General features: G+C 71.2%; 14 protein-coding genes. 5 read left to right on the forward strand and 9 right to left on the reverse strand.

All coding sequences use genetic code 11. The features are described from left to right. Nucleotides 1-30: 30 nt before the first annotated feature. The gene (locus WD341_RS17645; RefSeq protein WP_368426802.1) at nucleotides 31-549 is read left to right on the forward strand and encodes a L,D-transpeptidase; all 519 of its coding nucleotides are present in this window, start codon (nucleotides 31-33) and stop codon (nucleotides 547-549) included. On the opposite strand, the gene WD341_RS17650 is transcribed toward WD341_RS17645, so the two are convergent. From WD341_RS17650 to WD341_RS17670, 5 genes are all read right to left on the reverse strand, one after another. Beyond that, complete coding sequence (locus WD341_RS17650; RefSeq protein ID WP_368426803.1) at nucleotides 546-1229, reverse strand: YggS family pyridoxal phosphate-dependent enzyme; 684 nt, start codon at nucleotides 1227-1229, stop codon at nucleotides 546-548. The genes WD341_RS17645 and WD341_RS17650 overlap by 4 nt on opposite strands. Continuing rightward, nucleotides 1226-2113: a sulfotransferase domain-containing protein gene (locus WD341_RS17655; RefSeq protein ID WP_368426804.1), complete on the reverse strand. Its 888-nt coding sequence runs from the start codon at nucleotides 2111-2113 to the stop codon at nucleotides 1226-1228. The genes WD341_RS17650 and WD341_RS17655 overlap by 4 nt, the downstream gene beginning before the upstream one ends. Before the next feature lie 11 nt (nucleotides 2114-2124). After that, nucleotides 2125-3072: a sulfotransferase domain-containing protein gene (locus tag WD341_RS17660; protein WP_368426805.1), complete on the reverse strand. Its 948-nt coding sequence runs from the start codon at nucleotides 3070-3072 to the stop codon at nucleotides 2125-2127. Between the two features lie 4 nt (nucleotides 3073-3076). Further along, the gene (locus tag WD341_RS17665; protein ID WP_368426806.1) at nucleotides 3077-4324 is read right to left on the reverse strand and encodes a cupin domain-containing protein; all 1248 of its coding nucleotides are present in this window, start codon (nucleotides 4322-4324) and stop codon (nucleotides 3077-3079) included. 192 nt (nucleotides 4325-4516) lie between these two features. After that, nucleotides 4517-5605: a porin gene (locus tag WD341_RS17670; RefSeq protein WP_368426807.1), complete on the reverse strand. Its 1089-nt coding sequence runs from the start codon at nucleotides 5603-5605 to the stop codon at nucleotides 4517-4519. Between the two features lie 506 nt (nucleotides 5606-6111). On the opposite strand from WD341_RS17670, the gene WD341_RS17675 reads away from it, so the two are divergent. The 4 genes from WD341_RS17675 (at nucleotide 6112) to holA (ending at nucleotide 10968) form a co-directional block, all read left to right on the forward strand. Beyond that, the gene (locus tag WD341_RS17675; protein WP_368426808.1) at nucleotides 6112-6678 is read left to right on the forward strand and encodes a DUF3576 domain-containing protein; all 567 of its coding nucleotides are present in this window, start codon (nucleotides 6112-6114) and stop codon (nucleotides 6676-6678) included. A gap of 85 nt (nucleotides 6679-6763) precedes the next feature. Further along, the gene (gene leuS / locus WD341_RS17680) at nucleotides 6764-9328 is read left to right on the forward strand and encodes a leucine--tRNA ligase (protein WP_368426809.1); all 2565 of its coding nucleotides are present in this window, start codon (nucleotides 6764-6766) and stop codon (nucleotides 9326-9328) included. A 52-nt stretch (nucleotides 9329-9380) separates the two neighbouring features. Beyond that, on the forward strand, nucleotides 9381-9890 hold the full coding sequence (lptE, locus tag WD341_RS17685; protein WP_368426810.1) for an LPS assembly lipoprotein LptE: 510 nt from the start codon (nucleotides 9381-9383) through the stop codon (nucleotides 9888-9890). 25 nt (nucleotides 9891-9915) lie between these two features. Further along, nucleotides 9916-10968, forward strand: a complete 1053-nt coding sequence (holA, locus tag WD341_RS17690; RefSeq protein WP_368426811.1) for a DNA polymerase III subunit delta — start codon at nucleotides 9916-9918, stop codon at nucleotides 10966-10968. Nucleotides 10969-11003: 35 nt separating this feature from the next. On the opposite strand, the gene WD341_RS17695 is transcribed toward holA, so the two are convergent. Genes WD341_RS17695 through mnmG form a run of 4 tightly spaced genes read right to left on the reverse strand, consistent with a single transcriptional unit; the run spans nucleotide 11004 to nucleotide 15293 of the window. Then, the gene (locus WD341_RS17695; protein ID WP_368426812.1) at nucleotides 11004-11915 is read right to left on the reverse strand and encodes a ParB/RepB/Spo0J family partition protein; all 912 of its coding nucleotides are present in this window, start codon (nucleotides 11913-11915) and stop codon (nucleotides 11004-11006) included. Nucleotides 11916-11932: 17 nt separating this feature from the next. Then, a complete protein-coding gene (locus tag WD341_RS17700) occupies nucleotides 11933-12805 on the reverse strand; it encodes a ParA family protein (RefSeq protein WP_368426813.1) in 873 nt (290 codons plus the stop codon). Further along, on the reverse strand, nucleotides 12802-13425 hold the full coding sequence (gene rsmG / locus WD341_RS17705) for a 16S rRNA (guanine(527)-N(7))-methyltransferase RsmG (RefSeq protein WP_368426814.1): 624 nt from the start codon (nucleotides 13423-13425) through the stop codon (nucleotides 12802-12804). Before rsmG ends, WD341_RS17700 begins: the two co-directional genes overlap by 4 nt. Continuing rightward, complete coding sequence (gene mnmG / locus WD341_RS17710; RefSeq protein WP_368426815.1) at nucleotides 13425-15293, reverse strand: tRNA uridine-5-carboxymethylaminomethyl(34) synthesis enzyme MnmG; 1869 nt, start codon at nucleotides 15291-15293, stop codon at nucleotides 13425-13427. Before mnmG ends, rsmG begins: the two co-directional genes overlap by 1 nt. Nucleotides 15294-15308: the final 15 nt, after the last annotated feature.

Below are 15308 nucleotides of genomic sequence, written 5' to 3' on the forward strand. Positions count from 1 at the left end.
CGGGACGCGCGCCGCGCTATAGCGCTCGCCATGGATCTCGTCGTCACCCGTGACGGGGCCGCCTGGCAGGCCCGCTGGGGCGCGCAGCGCTGGCGCTGCGTCGTCGGCCGGGGCGGCGTGGTCGCGGCCGAAGCCAAGCGCGAGGGCGACGGGGCGACGCCACTCGGGCGCTGGCCGCTGCGCCGCCTGCTGTTCCGTCCCGACCGCGAGACGCCCGCCGCCTGGCCGCTGCCGGCCGCCGCCATCGCGCCGCAGGACGGCTGGTGCGACGATCCCGGCCACCCCGCCTACAACCGGCCGGTCGCCCTGCCCTTCCCCGCCAGCCACGAGCAGCTGTGGCGCGAGGACGGGCTCTACGACCTGCTGGTCGTGCTCGGCCACAACGACGACCCGCCACGCCCCGGTCTCGGCAGCGCGATCTTCCTGCATTGCGCGCGGCCGGACTGGCGGCCGACCGAGGGCTGCGTCGCCCTCGCCCACGAGGACCTGCGCAGCCTGCTGCGCGACGCGGCGCCCGGCGACGGCGTGCTGGTGAGAGACCCAGACTAAGAACGGCTGCCGAAGATCGCGCTGCCGACACGCACGTGGGTTGCGCCGAGCTGGACCGCGGCCTCGAAGTCCGCGCTCATGCCCATCGACAGGCCGGCGAGGCCGCAGTCGGCGGCGAGGCCGCGCAGCAGCCCGAAGTGGGGCGCCGGCGCGTCCTCGAGCGGCGGAATGCACATCAGCCCCTCGACCGGCAGCCCGAGCTCGTCGCGGCAGAGCCGCACGAAGGCCGCCGCCTCCGCCGGCGCCACCCCGGCCTTCTGGGGCTCCTCGCCGGTGTTGACCTGGACGAAGCAGCGCGGCCGCCGGCCCTGCCTGGCCATCTCGCGCGCCAGGGCACGCGCCAGCTTCTCCCGGTCGAGCGTCTGGATGACGTCGAACAGGGCCACCGCCTCGGCGGTCTTGTTGCTCTGCAGCGGCCCGATCAGGTGCAGCTCCAGGTCCGGATGACGCGCGCGCAGCTCCGGAAACTTGCCCTGGGCCTCCTGCACCCGGTTCTCCCCGAAGACCCGCTGGCCGGCGGCGATGGCGGCCGCGACCGCCTCGGCGCCGAAGGTCTTGGAGACCGCGACCAGCGTGACCTCGCCGGCCGGTCGGCCGACCGCCTCGGCGGCGCGCTCGATGCGCGTGCGGATTTCGGCGAGGCTGGCGGCGATCGCCTGCGCGGCCGGCTCCGAACTCATCCCGCCGCCCCCGTCTGCTGGCGGATCGGCAGCGCCGTCTCGACCGGCCGGTCGTGCTCGTCGAGATAGCCGAAGCGCCGCATGCCGTCGCGGCAGCCCTCGATCAGCCGCTCGAGCTGGGCCGGCGTGTAGATGTCCCGCCAGACGCCGGCCCGCCCGCCCCGGAAGAAGCGCTCGGCATTGGGCGAGCGCTCGACGAAACCGCTCTGCTCCTCCTGCCGGCGCAGCACGTCGAAGGAGGAGAAGCGCAACGCCCGCTCGAAGCGCCGCGGATCGGCCGGCAGGCCGAGAAAGCGCACCAGGCCGCCGAAGCCGCGGGCGGGCTCGGCCAGAAGATCCTCGTAGCGCAGGAAGTGGCAGCGCAGGCCCGGGGCGCCGAGCCAGCTGGTCGCGTGCTCCTGCCAGCTGCCGAGGTAGACGAAGGTCAGGCGGTCGTGCCGCTGGATGTGGTTGTTCGGGTCGCAGAGGTAGGCGATCGCGGTGTCGAGATCGATGCCGAAGTGGTCGGCGTAGGAGGGCGCGACGTCGAGCGGGTTGCGCAGCACGTAGACGGCGCCGGTGGTGACGCTCGGCTCGACGGTGGGCGAGCCCTTGAGCACGGCGATCCTGCTGTGGGTCTTGCAGAGGACGGTCTCGGGCCGCGAGGCGGCGATCATGCGCTGCGCCTGGGGACGCAGCCGGTTGACCTCCTCGTCGTCGATGTCCTGGTAGGCGCGCCCCGTCAGGGTCTCGTACTCGCCGACCCGCTGGTCGCTGACGGCGAAGCGGTTGAACTCGTTGATGGCCAGCGGCCCGGGCTGGTTGGCGAAGAGGTTGGCCAGGAAGGCCCGGACCCAGGTGTTGCCCGACTTCGGGTAGGACGCGAGCCAGAGGATGCCGCCCACGGCGCCGCCCCTCAGAGGACCGGCCGGTCGTCGGCGTCGAGGTAGCCGAAGCGGCGCATCGCCTCCCGGTTGGCCTCGATCAGGCGCCGGCGCTGGCCCTCGTCGAGGGACTCGAAGCCCTTGCCGACGCGGCCGACGCGGAAGAACTTCTCGGCCTGCAGGGAGCGCTCGAGGAACTCGAAGCGGTCCTCCTGGCTTCGTGCTTCCTCGAAGGAGGCGAAGCCGACGGCGCGCTGGATGCGCGCCGCGTCGTGGGTGACGCCGAGATGCCGGATGACGGCGGAGAAGGCGTCGAAGGGCGCGCGCAGCATGTCCTCGTAGCGCAGCACCAGGGGCTTGAGCGGGCGGGCGTCGGCCCATCGGGTCGCGTGGCTGCCCCAGGCGCCGATCTTCTGGCCGAGCGTGCGCAGGCCGTCGCCGTGCAGCTCGCTGCCCGGCGAGCAGAGCGAGGAGACCGCGTCGTCGAGGCTGAGCCCGTAGTGGTGGGCGACCGAGTCGGCGACGTCGAAGGGATTGCGCACCAGGTAGACCGTGGCTCGGGTCGCCGGCACGGTGATGCTCGGGATGCCGTCCTCGACGAAGAGCGCGCTGTGGGTCTTGATCAGGATCAGGTCCGGCCCCTGGGTCGAGAGCAGCCGATGCACGCGCGGCTTGAGCCGGTGGATCGTCGCCGCGTCGAGAGCCCCGGCAGGCTTGCCGGCCAGCTTGACGTAGGGCTCGGCGAGCATGTCGCCGAAGGTCATCTTGTGGACCTGGTTGATCGGATAGGGCTCGGTCCGGTCCAGCAGGTAGTTGGCCAGGAACAGACGCAGCCAGGTGTTGCCCGACTTCGGATAGGAGGCCAGCCAGACAAGGGTCGGACGTGCCGGCGGCAGCGCGGCGGCCTGTCCCGGGATCGGGACGGCGCCCGGGGCTCCGAGGGTCGCCGGGCGGAAGCCGGGGGGCGTCAGGGTCGCCATGGCCTCAGACCGGCTCCACCAGGCCGCGGCGGATCAGGTCCTGGAGCGCGGCCTCGAGCTCGGCTTCCGGGCGCTCCGCGAAGGCGGCCCGGAGGTCGCTGAGGGCGAAGAGCTCGGCACGGCCGGCCCAGGCGGCCAAGTCCGCCGCCAGGGTGCCGGTGCCGGCATCTGGGGCCTTCGCCGTCCGGCGCAGGCGGAACCGCTGGTTCGGCCGCCGCTGCGGCAGGTCGAAGACGGCGTACTGCTCGAAGGCCTTGGCGCGCAGGAAGCCGCGCATGGTCTCGGCCTGCTGCGGCTGCGCGACGATCGCCCGCAGCTGCTCGGCGACCTCGGCGAGTTGGCGGGCCAGGGCCTCCGGCTCGTCGAAGTGCGCGAGCGGCGCGCGGAAGGCCGGGATCTTCGGCAGGTCGCGGACCAGCAGGTTCAGGAAGTCCTGGATCACGAAGTGACAGGCGCCGTAGCCGACGTGCACCGAGGCGTCGCTCTCGGCCAGTGCCTGGTGGTAGAAGCCGGGCGGCACGTAGAGCAGGTCGCCCGGCTCGAGCGTCACTTCCAGCAGCAGGGGCCCCTTGCGCTTCTCCGCCTCGTCCGGCGGCACGCTGGCGCTGTCGAAGCCGGGAATGCGCGCCGGATTGACCTCGCGGTTGGCATAGATCCGCCAGGTCTTGCGGCCGACGACCTGGAGCGCGAAGACGTTCTGCGTGTCGAAGTGGACGTTGTAGCCCTGGACCTTCTGCCAGGAGGCGAAGAGGCTGACCGAGACCGGTGCGCCGGTCGCCGAGGCGACGGCGGCGGCCGTCGAGCGGATGCCCGGGACCAGCGTATCGATGTAGTTGAGCACAAGGGTCGCGCCGCGGGCGACCGCCTCCTGGACGCGCGCCGTGTCCGGCTTCAGGGTTCGGCGGCCCTCGCGGTCGATGCCCTCGTAGCAGTAGCTCTGGGGCGGCACCGGGCGGCCGGCGAGGGCGAGCTCCAGGGAGGAGTCGCTCCAGATCGAGGTCATCGCCAGCATCTGGTTGACCTCGGCCCAGCTTACGGTGCGCCCGGCCTTGTCGAGCGAACCGGCGGGGATGTGCAGGGGCTGGCGCCCGTAGAATTCCGAGAAGAAGCGGTCGGGCGCGAGCGGGTGGATCAGCTCGGCGAAGCCCAGCGGCGCCGAGGCGCGGGACGGGTCGGCGGCGGGCGGCGCTTCAGGGCCCTCGCTCGAGGGCCGGGCCGCCGGCGACGGCTTGGCGAGACCGGCTGATGTCACTTGGCGGCGCTCCACGGGACGGGCCAGGGCGGAAGGCCCGGATGCTTGCGCGCCCAGACTACTCAGCGCCCGCGGCGGACGCAAACCGCCGGCAGCGAGCGGGCCGGCAATCCCCCGGCACGAAAAGCGGGGAACGAAAAAGGGGAGCGGCCGAAGCCGCTCCCCCTCTCGTGGTCAGGTATCGGTCGCGGATCAGAAAGCGAGCCTGAACGCACCGATGACAGCCCAGGTCTCGGTCTCGTTGCCGTTGTCGGCCTCGACGTCCTGGTAGCTGACCGAGCCGACGGCCGTGATGCCCGGGCCCAAGGCGTAGGCAACCGCGCCCTCGTAGGCCTGGTACTCGTCGTCGCCCGGAGCGGCGGAACCGTCCGCCTCGCCGTTGAAGTAGCCGATCGAGACGCCCCAGGGGCCGGTCTCGTAGGCCGCACCGACGTGATAGGAACGGCCGGTGTTGGCGCCCATGTCGTCGGCGTCCGCATAGGAACCACCGACGGAGAAGCCGGCGTAGCCGACCTGCGCGCCCACGGACCAGACCCGCGGGTCGGTACTGGCAGCCGACTCGTCGTTCGCCCAGTCGTAGCGACCGGAAACGGCGACGTCGAAGCCGCTGAAGGACTCGACGAAGTTGGCGCCCAGCGAGAAGCCGTCACGGTAGGAGACGGTCGCCTCGTCGACCTGCGAGTTCGAGTCCTGCTGCGGATCCGGCAGGTAGGACGCACCGAACTGGAAGCCCGAGAAGCGCGGGGTGAAGTAGGTGATCTTGTTCGAGTCGTTGTTGGCATCGACCTCGAGGTAGGTCGAACCGAGCGGCGCGCGGAAGAACTGCGCCGTCGTGCCGCCGCCCTGCGGCAGGAAGCCGGTCAGGATGCCCGTGGAGTTGATGCCCACGCCGACGTTCGGCGCCGTGTAGGTCATCAGGTAGCCGGCCGAGTTCTCGGAGCCGATGTTGAAGCGGCCGAACGAACCCTCGACGAACAGGAACGACTCGTCGATCTGGTCGGCGGCGTTGCTGTTGGCCTCGAGCTGGACGTTGACGCCGAACTTCAGGCCGTTGTCCAGGGTCGTCGAACCGACGAAAAAGATTTCGGAGTTGGACTTGACGTCGAAGCCGTTGAAGGCGTCGCTGTCGGAGCCCATGTTCGTGTCGCTGTTGGCGTAGCCAACGTACTGCCACATGTAGCCGCCGAGACCGAGCTCAATCTGAGCCTGGGCGGGAGCAGCCACACCAGCGACAGCACCGGCAGCCGCCAGAGCCGTACCGCTGAGAAGAAGCTTCTTCATTGCTCAACCCTTCCTTCTTAAGCCCGGCTTGTGCCGGACCGGTTGATTTTCTGCCCCAGAGGGATGGGAGTGTCCCCGACCCCGGTCACAGAAGGCGATCGATGCGCCGAGCCGCGCTCCGATCCGAGGCGCAGTCTCTTCGACGGCCGGGCCCCGGTCAACGTGGATCGTGCCGGTCCTGTGCTGTTTGGACAATACTGTGTCATCGATGCCACAGGGCGGCGAAGCTCCGTCGATACAAAGCCTTAGTGAGCCACCTTCGCGAACAGCCTTAGGTCGGGGTCGCCGCGCCGGGCGAAAGCAGCGATCGGGCTGCGTCGCCCCGCCCCCTCGGCGCCGACGGGGCCGCGAGCGCGCTCACGGCTCACGCGGGGGCGCACGCCGGGGCAGCCGGAGAACCCCGCCAGCTTGACGCAGCGGCGAAGGCCATGGTCTATCATCGGGCGCCCTCGGACCACCCCCCGCGACCGGCGGTGGGCTTGCACTGAAGAAGAGCGATGCCGTCCTTGAACCTCTCCGTCACGACCGGTCTGTCGCGGGCCGCCAGGCCCCTGCTTCGCGGCGCCGTAGCCGCTTTCCTGGTCGGCGGCCTCGTCGCCTGCTCGGCAGCAGACCCCAATACGACGTACCCCCGCAGCAGGCCAGGCGGTGGTGCCACCTACGAGGAGTCGGAAAGCCTGTTCGGCCCCGGCGGCCTCAATCTCTTCGGCGGCGGCAAGGAGCAGCCCGGGTTCGACGGCGGCGGCACCGGCATCGGCGTCAACGCCTTCCTGTGGCGCGCCTCGCTTGACACGCTGTCCTTCATGCCGCTCGCCTCGGCCGATCCCTTCGGCGGCGTCATCATCACCGAGTGGTACACGCCCGAGCAGAGCGCGCGCGAGCGCTTCAAGGTCAACATCTTCATCCTGGGACGGGAACTGCGCGCCGACGGCGTCCGTGCCTCCGTGTTCCGCCAGGTCCGCGACGAGGCCGGTGTCTGGGCCGACGCGCCGGCCAGCGAGGAGACCAATACCGAGATGGAGGACGCGATCCTGACGCGGGCCCGGCAGCTGCGCATCGCGCAGGCGGGCTGAGCCCGGGCGCGAGCGCTGGCTCGCCCGCGCCGGCGCGGCACCGATCACGACCGCGGCCCTTGCCGGCCGCAGCACGAGGACTCCCATGAGCCGTTACGATCCGAAGGTCAGCGAGCCGAAGTGGCAGGCGGCGTGGGACGCGGCCGGCTGCTTCCGGGTCGAGGCCGATCCGGAGCGCCCGAAGTACTACGTCCTCGAGATGTTTCCCTATCCCTCGGGGCGCATCCACATGGGGCACGTGCGCAACTACACCATCGGCGACGTGATCGCGCGCTACAAGCGTGCGCGCGGCTTCAACGTGCTGCACCCGATGGGCTGGGACGCCTTCGGCCTGCCGGCCGAGAACGCGGCCATGGAACGCGGCGTGCACCCCGCGGCCTGGACGTACGCCAACATCGACGCCATGCGCGAACAGCTGAAGTCGATGGGTCTCTCGATCGACTGGAGCCGCGAGCTGGCGACCTGCGATCCGAGCTACTACCGGCACCAGCAGCACCTGTTCCTGCAGTTCCTCGAGGCCGGGCTGGTCTACCGCAAGGAATCCTGGGTCAATTGGGACCCGGTGGACCGCACCGTGCTCGCCAACGAGCAGGTCATCGACGGCTGCGGCTGGCGCTCCGGCGCGCCGATCGAGCGGCGCAAGCTGTCGCAGTGGTTCTTCCGCATCACCGCCTTTGCGGATGAGCTGGCCGATGCCCTGGATGGCATGGACGGCTGGCCGGAAAAGGTCCGGATGATGCAGCGCAAGTGGATCGGCCGCTCCGAGGGCGCGCGGGTCCGCTTCCGCCTCGAGGGCCGCGACGATGCGCTCGAAGTCTTCACGACCAGGCCCGACACGCTGTTCGGCGCCTCCTTCTGCGCCCTCTCGCCGCACCATCCGCTGGCCGCCGAGCTGGCCGCCGGCGATCCGGCGCTGCGCGACTTCATCGCCGAGTGCGACCGTCTGGGGACCAGCGAGGAGGCCATCGAGCGCGCCGAGAAGCAGGGCTACGACACCGGGCTGCGCGTCAGCCACCCCTTCGACCCGGAGCGCAGGTTGCCGCTCTACGTCGCGAACTTCGTACTCTACGAGTACGGCACGGGCGCGATCTTCGGCTGCCCCGCGCACGACCAGCGCGACCTCGACTTCGCCCGCAAGTACGGCCTGCCGGTCGTGCCGGTGGTGTTGCCGGCGAACCGTGCCGCGGACGGTTTCGAGGTCGAGGACGAGGCCTTCGTCGAGGACGGCACCCTGATCAACTCCGCCTTCCTCGACGGCCTCGCTGTGCCCGAGGCCAAGCGCGCGGCCGTCGAACGCCTCGAGTCCCTGGAGGCCGGGCGCGGCACGGTCCAGTACCGGCTGCACGACTGGGGCGTCTCGCGCCAGCGCTACTGGGGTTGCCCGATCCCGATCGTCCACTGCCCGGGCTGCGGCGCCGTGCCGGTGCCCGCCGCGGACCTGCCGGTCGCGCTGCCCGAGGACGTCGACTTCGCCCAGCCCGGCAACCCGCTGTCGCGCCACGAGACCTGGAAGGCGGTCGCCTGCCCGCAGTGCGGCGGCGCCGCCGAGCGCGACACCGACACCATGGACACCTTCGTCGATTCCTCCTGGTACTTCGCGCGCTTCTGCTCGCCGCAGCTCGAGGCGGCGCCGCTGGACCGGGCGGCGCTCGACTACTGGATGCCGGTCGACCAGTACATCGGCGGCATCGAGCACGCTATCCTGCACCTGCTCTACTCGCGCTTCTTCACGCGCGGCCTCAAGCGGTTCGGCTACACCCGCGAGGCCGAGCCCTTCGGCGCGCTCTTCACCCAGGGCATGATCTGCCACGAGACCTACCGGGACCCGGAGGGCCGCTGGCTGTCACCCGAGGAGGTCGAGCGGGACGCCCAGGGCCGGCTCGCCACCGCCGACGGCCGTCCCGTCGCCCTCGGCCGGGTCGAGAAGATGAGCAAGTCCAAGCGCAACACGGTCGATCCCGAGGCGATCATCGGCAGCTACGGCGCCGACACGGCGCGCTGGTTCATGCTGTCCGACAGCCCGCCGGACCGGGACATGGAATGGACCGAGGCCGGCATCGAGGGCGCCTGGCGCTTTGTTCAGCGTTTATTCCGACTGGTGACCGAGGCCGCGCCCTCGCTTCCGGCGCCCGGCTCGGCGGCGCCGGAGGCCTTCGGCGCAGAGGCCACGGTGCTGCGTCGCCAGGTTCACAAGACGGTCGAGCAGGTCGGCCGCGACATCGAAGGCTTCGGCTTCAACAAGGCGGTCGCCCGCCTCTACGAGTTGGCCAACGCGCTCGGCGGCTTCACCCCGCGCGACGAGGCCGACCGCTGGGCCCTGCGCGAGGCCTGCGAAATGCTGGCGCGCCTCGCCGCGCCGATGGTCCCGCACCTGGGCGAGGAGCTCTGGCGCCATCTCGGTCGCACCGGCCTGCTGACCGACCAGCCCTGGCCCGAGTCCGACGGCCGCTTGACCGTCGACGAGAGCGTGACCGTCGCGATCCAGGTCAACGGCAAGCTGCGCGGCCGGCTGGATCTCGCCCGCGACCTCGACGAGGCGCTGGTGCGCGAAGCCGCGCTGGCCGAGGACTCGGTCCGCAAGCATCTCGAGGGCAAGGAGCCGCGCAAGGTGATCGTCGTGCCCAATCGTGTGGTCAACATCGTTGCCTAGGGCCGCGGCAGGCGCCCCGGGCCGCCGCCGTTCCGCGCGCGGCACGGCTCTCTTGGCGGCCGGCGTCCTGCTGCTGGCCGGCGCGCTCGCCGGCTGCGGCCTGCGGCCGCTCTACGGCGAGCACCCGGCAGGCGGAACGACCGTGGGCGAGCTGCAGACGGTGCGGATCCTGCCGATCGCGGACCGCCCCGGCCAGCAGCTGCACAATGCCCTGCGCAACGAGCTCAACCCCCGCGGCCAGCCGGTGGATCCACGCTACAACCTCAGCGTCGACCTGGAGATCCAGGAGCAGGAGGTCGGCGTCCGCAAGGACGAGACGGCAACCCGGGCCAACCTGATCCTGGCCGGCAGCTACCGGCTGGTGCGCAACGCCGACAAAGTGCTGATGACCCGCGGCGTCGCCAAGTCGATCGTCTCGTACAACATCGTCGATTCCGAGTTCGGCACCTATGCCGCCGAGTCGGACGCCCGCGATCGTGGCATCGATCAGCTGGCGCAGCAGATGAGGCTTCGCCTGGCCGCCTACTTCGAGCGCCTGGCGACCGGCGCCGTCGCGCCCTGACCAGGGCCCGGGGCGCGCGCCGCCGATGCTGATCAAGCCGCAGCAAGCCGAGGCTCTGGTCAAGGCCCCGCCGCCGACGCTGCGCGCATTGCTGCTCTATGGCCCCGATGCCGGCTTGGTGCGCGAGCGAGCCAAGGGCGCGCGCACGGCCGTGCTCGGCGCTGCCGACGATCCCTTTCGCCTGACCGAGCTGACCGGCGGCGACCTCAAGGAGGATCCGACCCGCCTGTTCGACGAGGCGGCCGCCCTCTCCTTCACCGGCGGCCGGCGCGTCGTCGCGCTGCGCGACCTGGCGGATTCCCAGGTCCGCCTGGTCCAGGAGTTCCTGGCCGCGCTGCCCGGCGAGGCCCTGGTCGTCGTCGAGGCCGGCGACCTCCCGAAGCGCGCGGCCCTGGTCAAGGCCTTCGAGGCGGCCGGGCCCGAGGCGGCGGTCATCGCCTGCTACCGCGACGAGGCCCGGGACGTCGGCCGGGTCGTCGAGGAGAGCCTCCGCGCGGCCGGGCTGTCAGCCTCGCCGGACGCCGCCGCCTACCTTGCCGCCAACCTCGGTGGCGACCGCCAGCTGACGCGGCGCGAGCTCGACAAGCTGGTGCTCTACATGGGCGAGGGCGCGAAGCGCCGCGTCGAGCTCGAGGATGCCCGCGCGATGATCGGCGACAGCGCGGCGCTGAGCCTGGACGACCTGGCGCTGGCCGTCGGCTCCGGCGACCTCGCCGGCGCCGACCGGGCGCTGACCCGCAGCCTGCAGGAGGGCGTCACGGCCGTCGGTCTGCTGCGCGCGGTCTCCCGGCACTTCCAGCGCCTCCACCTGGCCGTCGGCCTGGCGAGCGAGAGCGGCGACGCCGAGGCCGCCATGAAGAAGCTGCGGCCACCGGTGTTCTGGAAACAGGCGGCGGCCTTCAAGGCACAGATGCGGTTGTGGCCGCCGCGCGCGCTGGGGTCGGCCCTGGACCGGCTGATGGCGGCCGAGGCGGACTGCAAGCGTACGGGCTTTCCCGACGAGGCCCTGAGCGGCCGGCTGCTGCTGGAACTGGCGGCGCTGGCGGCGGCGCGGCGCGAGCGGCGCCCGGCGCGCTGATACCGGCGCGCGCTGAACCCGCCGCCCCTGCCCGGTTAGAGCTGGCCCGCCTTGTTCAGGCGCTTCAGCACGTCGTCGAGCTGGTCGAGCGTATCGTAGTGGATCGTCAGGGTGCCGCGCTCGCCGTCCTTGAGGTCGATCAGGACCTTGAGGCCGAGCACCTGGGCCAGATCCCGCTCGATCGCCAGGGTATCGGCGTCCTTCGAGGCCTTGGCGGACCGCTCCGCGGCGGCCCGCTGGCGGCTGGTCCGGGGCGTCTTCGCCGCCTCGCCGGCCAGGCGCTCGGTCTCGCGCACCGAGAGGCCGCGCTCGACGACCTGCCGGCCCAGGGCCTCGGGATCGCGTGCCGACAGCAGCGCCCGGGCGTGGCCGGCGGTCAGGGTCCGCGCCCGCAGGCTTTCCTTGACCGCTTCGGGCAGGTTGAGCAGGCGCAGCGTGTTGGCGATATGCGGCCGGCTCTTGCCGATCAGCCGGGCCAGGTCGTCCTGGCTGTGGCCGAACTCCTCCATCAGGCGGCGGTAACCATCGGCTTCCTCGATGGCGTCGAGGTCCTGGCGCTGGACGTTCTCGACCAGGGCGGCCTCGAGCGCCTGGGCATCGGTGAGCTCGCGGATGACCACCGGAATCTGGTGAACCTGGGCGCGCTGGGCGGCCCGCCAGCGCCGCTCGCCGGCGATGATCTCGTAGTCGTTGGTGCGCTCGGGATGGCGGCGCACCAGGATCGGCTGCAGCAGGCCCTGCTCGCGGATCGAGGCGGCCAGGCTCTCAAGCGCATCTTCGGTGAAGGTGCGACGGGGCTGCACGCGGCTCGGGTGCAGGCGCTCGATCGGCACTTCCTTGGCGCTGCGCATGCGGTCGAGGGAGGCGTAGTCCTCGCTGTCCTCGCCGAGCAGGGCCGCCAGGCCTCGGCCGAGGTTGCTGCGGCGGGGGGCGTCGCTGTCGGTCATCGGGATCTGTCCGCCGCTCACGAGGCGATCGCGGCGAGCGGCTTCGGCGCCTCCTCGCGGCGCAGCATCTCGCGGGCAAGGCGGATGTAGGCTTGGGCGCCGGCGCAGCGGAAGTCGTAGAGCAGCACCGGCTTGCCGTGGGAGGGCGCCTCGGAGATCCGGACATTGCGCGGAATCATGGTGTCGTAGACCTGGGCGCCGAGATACTGCCGCACGTCCTTGGCGACCATGTCGCACAAGTTGTTGCGCTTGTCGTACATGGTCAGCACGACCCCTTGGATTCGGAGCTCCGAATTGAGAGCGCGACGCACGCGCTCGATGGTACGCAGCAGGTGGCTCAGGCCCTCCAGGGCGTAAAACTCAGCTTGCAGCGGCACCAGAACGGAATGGGCGGCGACCATGGCGTTGAGAGTCAGCAGTCCGAGCGCCGGTGGGCAGTCGATTAGGATGTAGTCCCAAGTGCCGGCGCAGCTGGCGAGTGCGCTGCGCAGCCGGTTCTCACGCGCCATCTCGCCGACCAACTCGATCTCGGCACCGGACAGCTCGACCGAGGCCGGAACGATCTGCAAGTGCGGCACGGGGCTGTCGACCACGGCCTCAAGGAGCGGACGCTCGCCCATGAGCACGTCGTAGACGGTAATCTTGCGGCTCGAGGGGTCGAGACCGAGGCCGGTGCTGGCGTTGCCCTGGGGGTCGAGGTCGACGATCAGCACTTCCTTGCCGCAGGCGGCCAGCGCAGTCGCCAAGTTGATCGTCGTGGTCGTCTTGCCGACCCCGCCCTTCTGGTTGGCGACGGCGAGAATGCGGCTGGTGCGCACCGGGAGGGCACGGGCGAGCGCTGCGGGGCCGGCGGTTTCGCGCTCGGCGATGGTGACCGGCTCAGGGTTCATGTCCAGGGTCCTCGAATGCGAAGGATGCGCGCCTCCGGGTCGCTGAGGCTCGGCAACAGCTCGCTGCGATCCTGCACCGAGCTAGGGAGTCGGGTCAATTCGGCTTGCGCGCCGCGCCCCTTGTGGAAAAGGCAGACCGTGCCCGCCTGCCGGTGCGGTGCCGACCAGGCCAGGAGCCGCTCGGCGGAGGCCAGGGCGCGCGCGGTGATGAAATCCGCGCGCTGCGGCGGCAATTCCTCTATGCGCTCGTTGTGCAGCGTCACCGGGGTCTGCGTGGCGCGCGCGACCTCCCTGAGGAAGGCGATTTTCTTGCGATCCGATTCGACCAGGTGCAGCTCGCCGGCGCCGGCGACGGCCAGCACCAGCCCCGGAAAGCCCGCGCCGCTGCCGAGATCGAGAATCCGGGGCAACGAACCCCCTTCCGCCGCGATCAGCGGCAGGAGTTGGAGGGAGTCGAGGAAATGCCGGCGCCAGGGGTCCTCGAGGCTGCTGCGGGCGACGAGGTTGATCGCAGGGTTCCAGCGGCGCAGGGTCGCCTCGTAGAGTTCGAGCTTGGTCTGTGTTTCACGTGAAACAGGAATCCGGTCGGCCAGATCCTCCACCGTCAGCGGCGCGGCCATCACGCCGCCCTGCCGGAGGTACGCTTGACATAGCGCAGCAGCGTCAGGAGCGCCGCCGGGGTCACGCCGGGCAGGCGCGACGCGGAGCCCAGCGTCAGCGGGCGCGCCTCGGACAGTCGCTGTGAGGCCTCGCGAGACAGTCCGGGGACCTGCCGGTAGTCGAGGGCCGGCGGCAGCCGCAGGGCTTCGTCACGGCGGAAAGCCTCTACATCGGCTTCCTGCCTCGTCAGATAGCTGGCGTAGCGGGCGTCGGTCTCGAGCTGCTCGGCAATCGCCGGCGCGACGGCACCCAACGCCGGCCAGACCGTCGAGAGCCGTGCCCAGGTGACCTCGGGATAGGCGAGTAACGCCAACGCGCTGCGGCGCAAACCGTCGCGGTTGATCGCGAGGCCATGGCGCGCGAGGGCATCGGGCGTCGCGGACAGGCTTTCGGCCAGCCGCCGCGCCTCGGCCAGGGCCGCCGTCTTGGCGGCGAAGGCCTGCTCCCGGCGGCGGCTCACGCAACCGAGCGCCACGCCGACCCCGGTCAGCCGCTGGTCGGCGTTGTCGGCCCGAAGCCGGAGCCGGTACTCGGCGCGGCTGGTCAGCATCCGGTAGGGCTCGGTGACGCCGCGTCCGGTCAGGTCATCGATCAACACGCCGAGATAGGCGTCCGCGCGGTCCGGCAGGAAGCGGGCTTCGGCGCCACCTGCGGCCAAGGCCGCGTTGAGACCGGCGACGAGACCTTGGGCGGCGGCCTCCTCGTACCCGGTGGTGCCGTTGATCTGGCCCGCGAGGTAGAGGCGCGGGAGACGGCGACATTCCAGCTCGCGGCTCAGCTGCCGGGGGTCCACGAAGTCGTACTCGATAGCATAGCCGGGCTGCAGCATCACGGCCTTCTCGAGCCCGGGGATCGTCTTCAGGAAGGCTTTCTGAACCTCGACCGGCAGCGACGTCGAGATGCCGTTGGGATAGACCGTGTCGTCTTCCAGGCCCTCCGGCTCGAGAAAAACCTGATGCCGCTCCCGCTCGGCGAAGCGCACCACCTTGTCCTCGATCGAGGGGCAGTAGCGCGGTCCGAGCGACTCGATGGCGCCGCTGTAGATGGCGCTGCGATGAAGATTGTCGCGGATCAGGGCGTGCGTCTCGGGGCCCGTGAAGGTGACGCCGCAGGCGACCTGCGGATTGGCAATCGTCTCGGTGAGGGTCGAGAAGGCTTCAGGCGGGTCGTCACCCAACTGGCGCTCGATATCCGCCCAGCCGATGCTGCGCCCGTCGAGCCGCGGCGGCGTGCCGGTCTTGAGGCGGCCGAGCGCGAAGCCCAGGCGCTGCAGGGTCAGGGCCAGGGGAACGGCCGGTGCCTCGCCGACGCGGCCGGCAGGAGTCTGGCTCTCGCCCAGGTGGATCACGCCCCGCAGGAAGGTTCCCGTGGTCAGCACCACGGCGCCGGCCAGCCGTTCCGTCCCGCACGCCAGGCGCACGCCGCAGCAGCGTCCCTCGCCGTCGAGGAGCAGATCCTCGACCGCCCCGGCTTCGATCGCCAAGTCGGCCTGCTCGGCGAGCAGCCCCTGCATCGCCTGGCGATAGAGCTTGCGGTCCGCCTGGGCCCGCGGGCCCCGGACTGCCGCGCCCTTGCTGCGATTGAGTAGCCGGAACTGGATGCCGGCCCGGTCGGCGGCGAGGCCCATGAGACCGTCCAGGGCATCGATCTCGCGCACCAGGTGGCCCTTTCCCAGACCCCCGATCGCCGGATTGCACGACATCGCCCCGATGGTCTCTGGCCGGTGGGTCAGGAGCAGGGTCCGGGCACCCAGGCGCGCCGCCGCCGCCGCCGCCTCGCAGCCGGCGTGCCCGCCTCCGACCACCAGAACGTCCCAATGCGGTGCCATGTCCGCAAGATGCGA

This window comes from Tistlia sp., assembly GCF_040905785.1.
Taxonomy (GTDB): domain Bacteria; phylum Pseudomonadota; class Alphaproteobacteria; order Kiloniellales; family DSM-21159; genus Tistlia.

Excerpts from the sequence above, each read along its gene's own strand:
- WD341_RS17645 (WP_368426802.1), top strand. The coding sequence starts at position 31 with ATGGATCTCGTCGTCACCCGTGACGGGGCCGCCTGGCAGGCCCGCTGG.
- WD341_RS17650 (WP_368426803.1), bottom strand. The coding sequence starts at position 1,229 with ATGAGTTCGGAGCCGGCCGCGCAGGCGATCGCCGCCAGCCTCGCCGAA.
- WD341_RS17660 (WP_368426805.1), bottom strand. The coding sequence starts at position 3,072 with ATGGCGACCCTGACGCCCCCCGGCTTCCGCCCGGCGACCCTCGGAGCC.
- WD341_RS17670 (WP_368426807.1), bottom strand. The coding sequence starts at position 5,605 with ATGAAGAAGCTTCTTCTCAGCGGTACGGCTCTGGCGGCTGCCGGTGCT.
- leuS (WP_368426809.1), top strand. The coding sequence starts at position 6,764 with ATGAGCCGTTACGATCCGAAGGTCAGCGAGCCGAAGTGGCAGGCGGCG.
- holA (WP_368426811.1), top strand. The coding sequence starts at position 9,916 with ATGCTGATCAAGCCGCAGCAAGCCGAGGCTCTGGTCAAGGCCCCGCCG.
- WD341_RS17695 (WP_368426812.1), bottom strand. The coding sequence starts at position 11,915 with ATGACCGACAGCGACGCCCCCCGCCGCAGCAACCTCGGCCGAGGCCTG.
- WD341_RS17700 (WP_368426813.1), bottom strand. The coding sequence starts at position 12,805 with ATGAACCCTGAGCCGGTCACCATCGCCGAGCGCGAAACCGCCGGCCCC.
- rsmG (WP_368426814.1), bottom strand. The coding sequence starts at position 13,425 with ATGGCCGCGCCGCTGACGGTGGAGGATCTGGCCGACCGGATTCCTGTT.
- mnmG (WP_368426815.1), bottom strand. The coding sequence starts at position 15,293 with ATGGCACCGCATTGGGACGTTCTGGTGGTCGGAGGCGGGCACGCCGGC.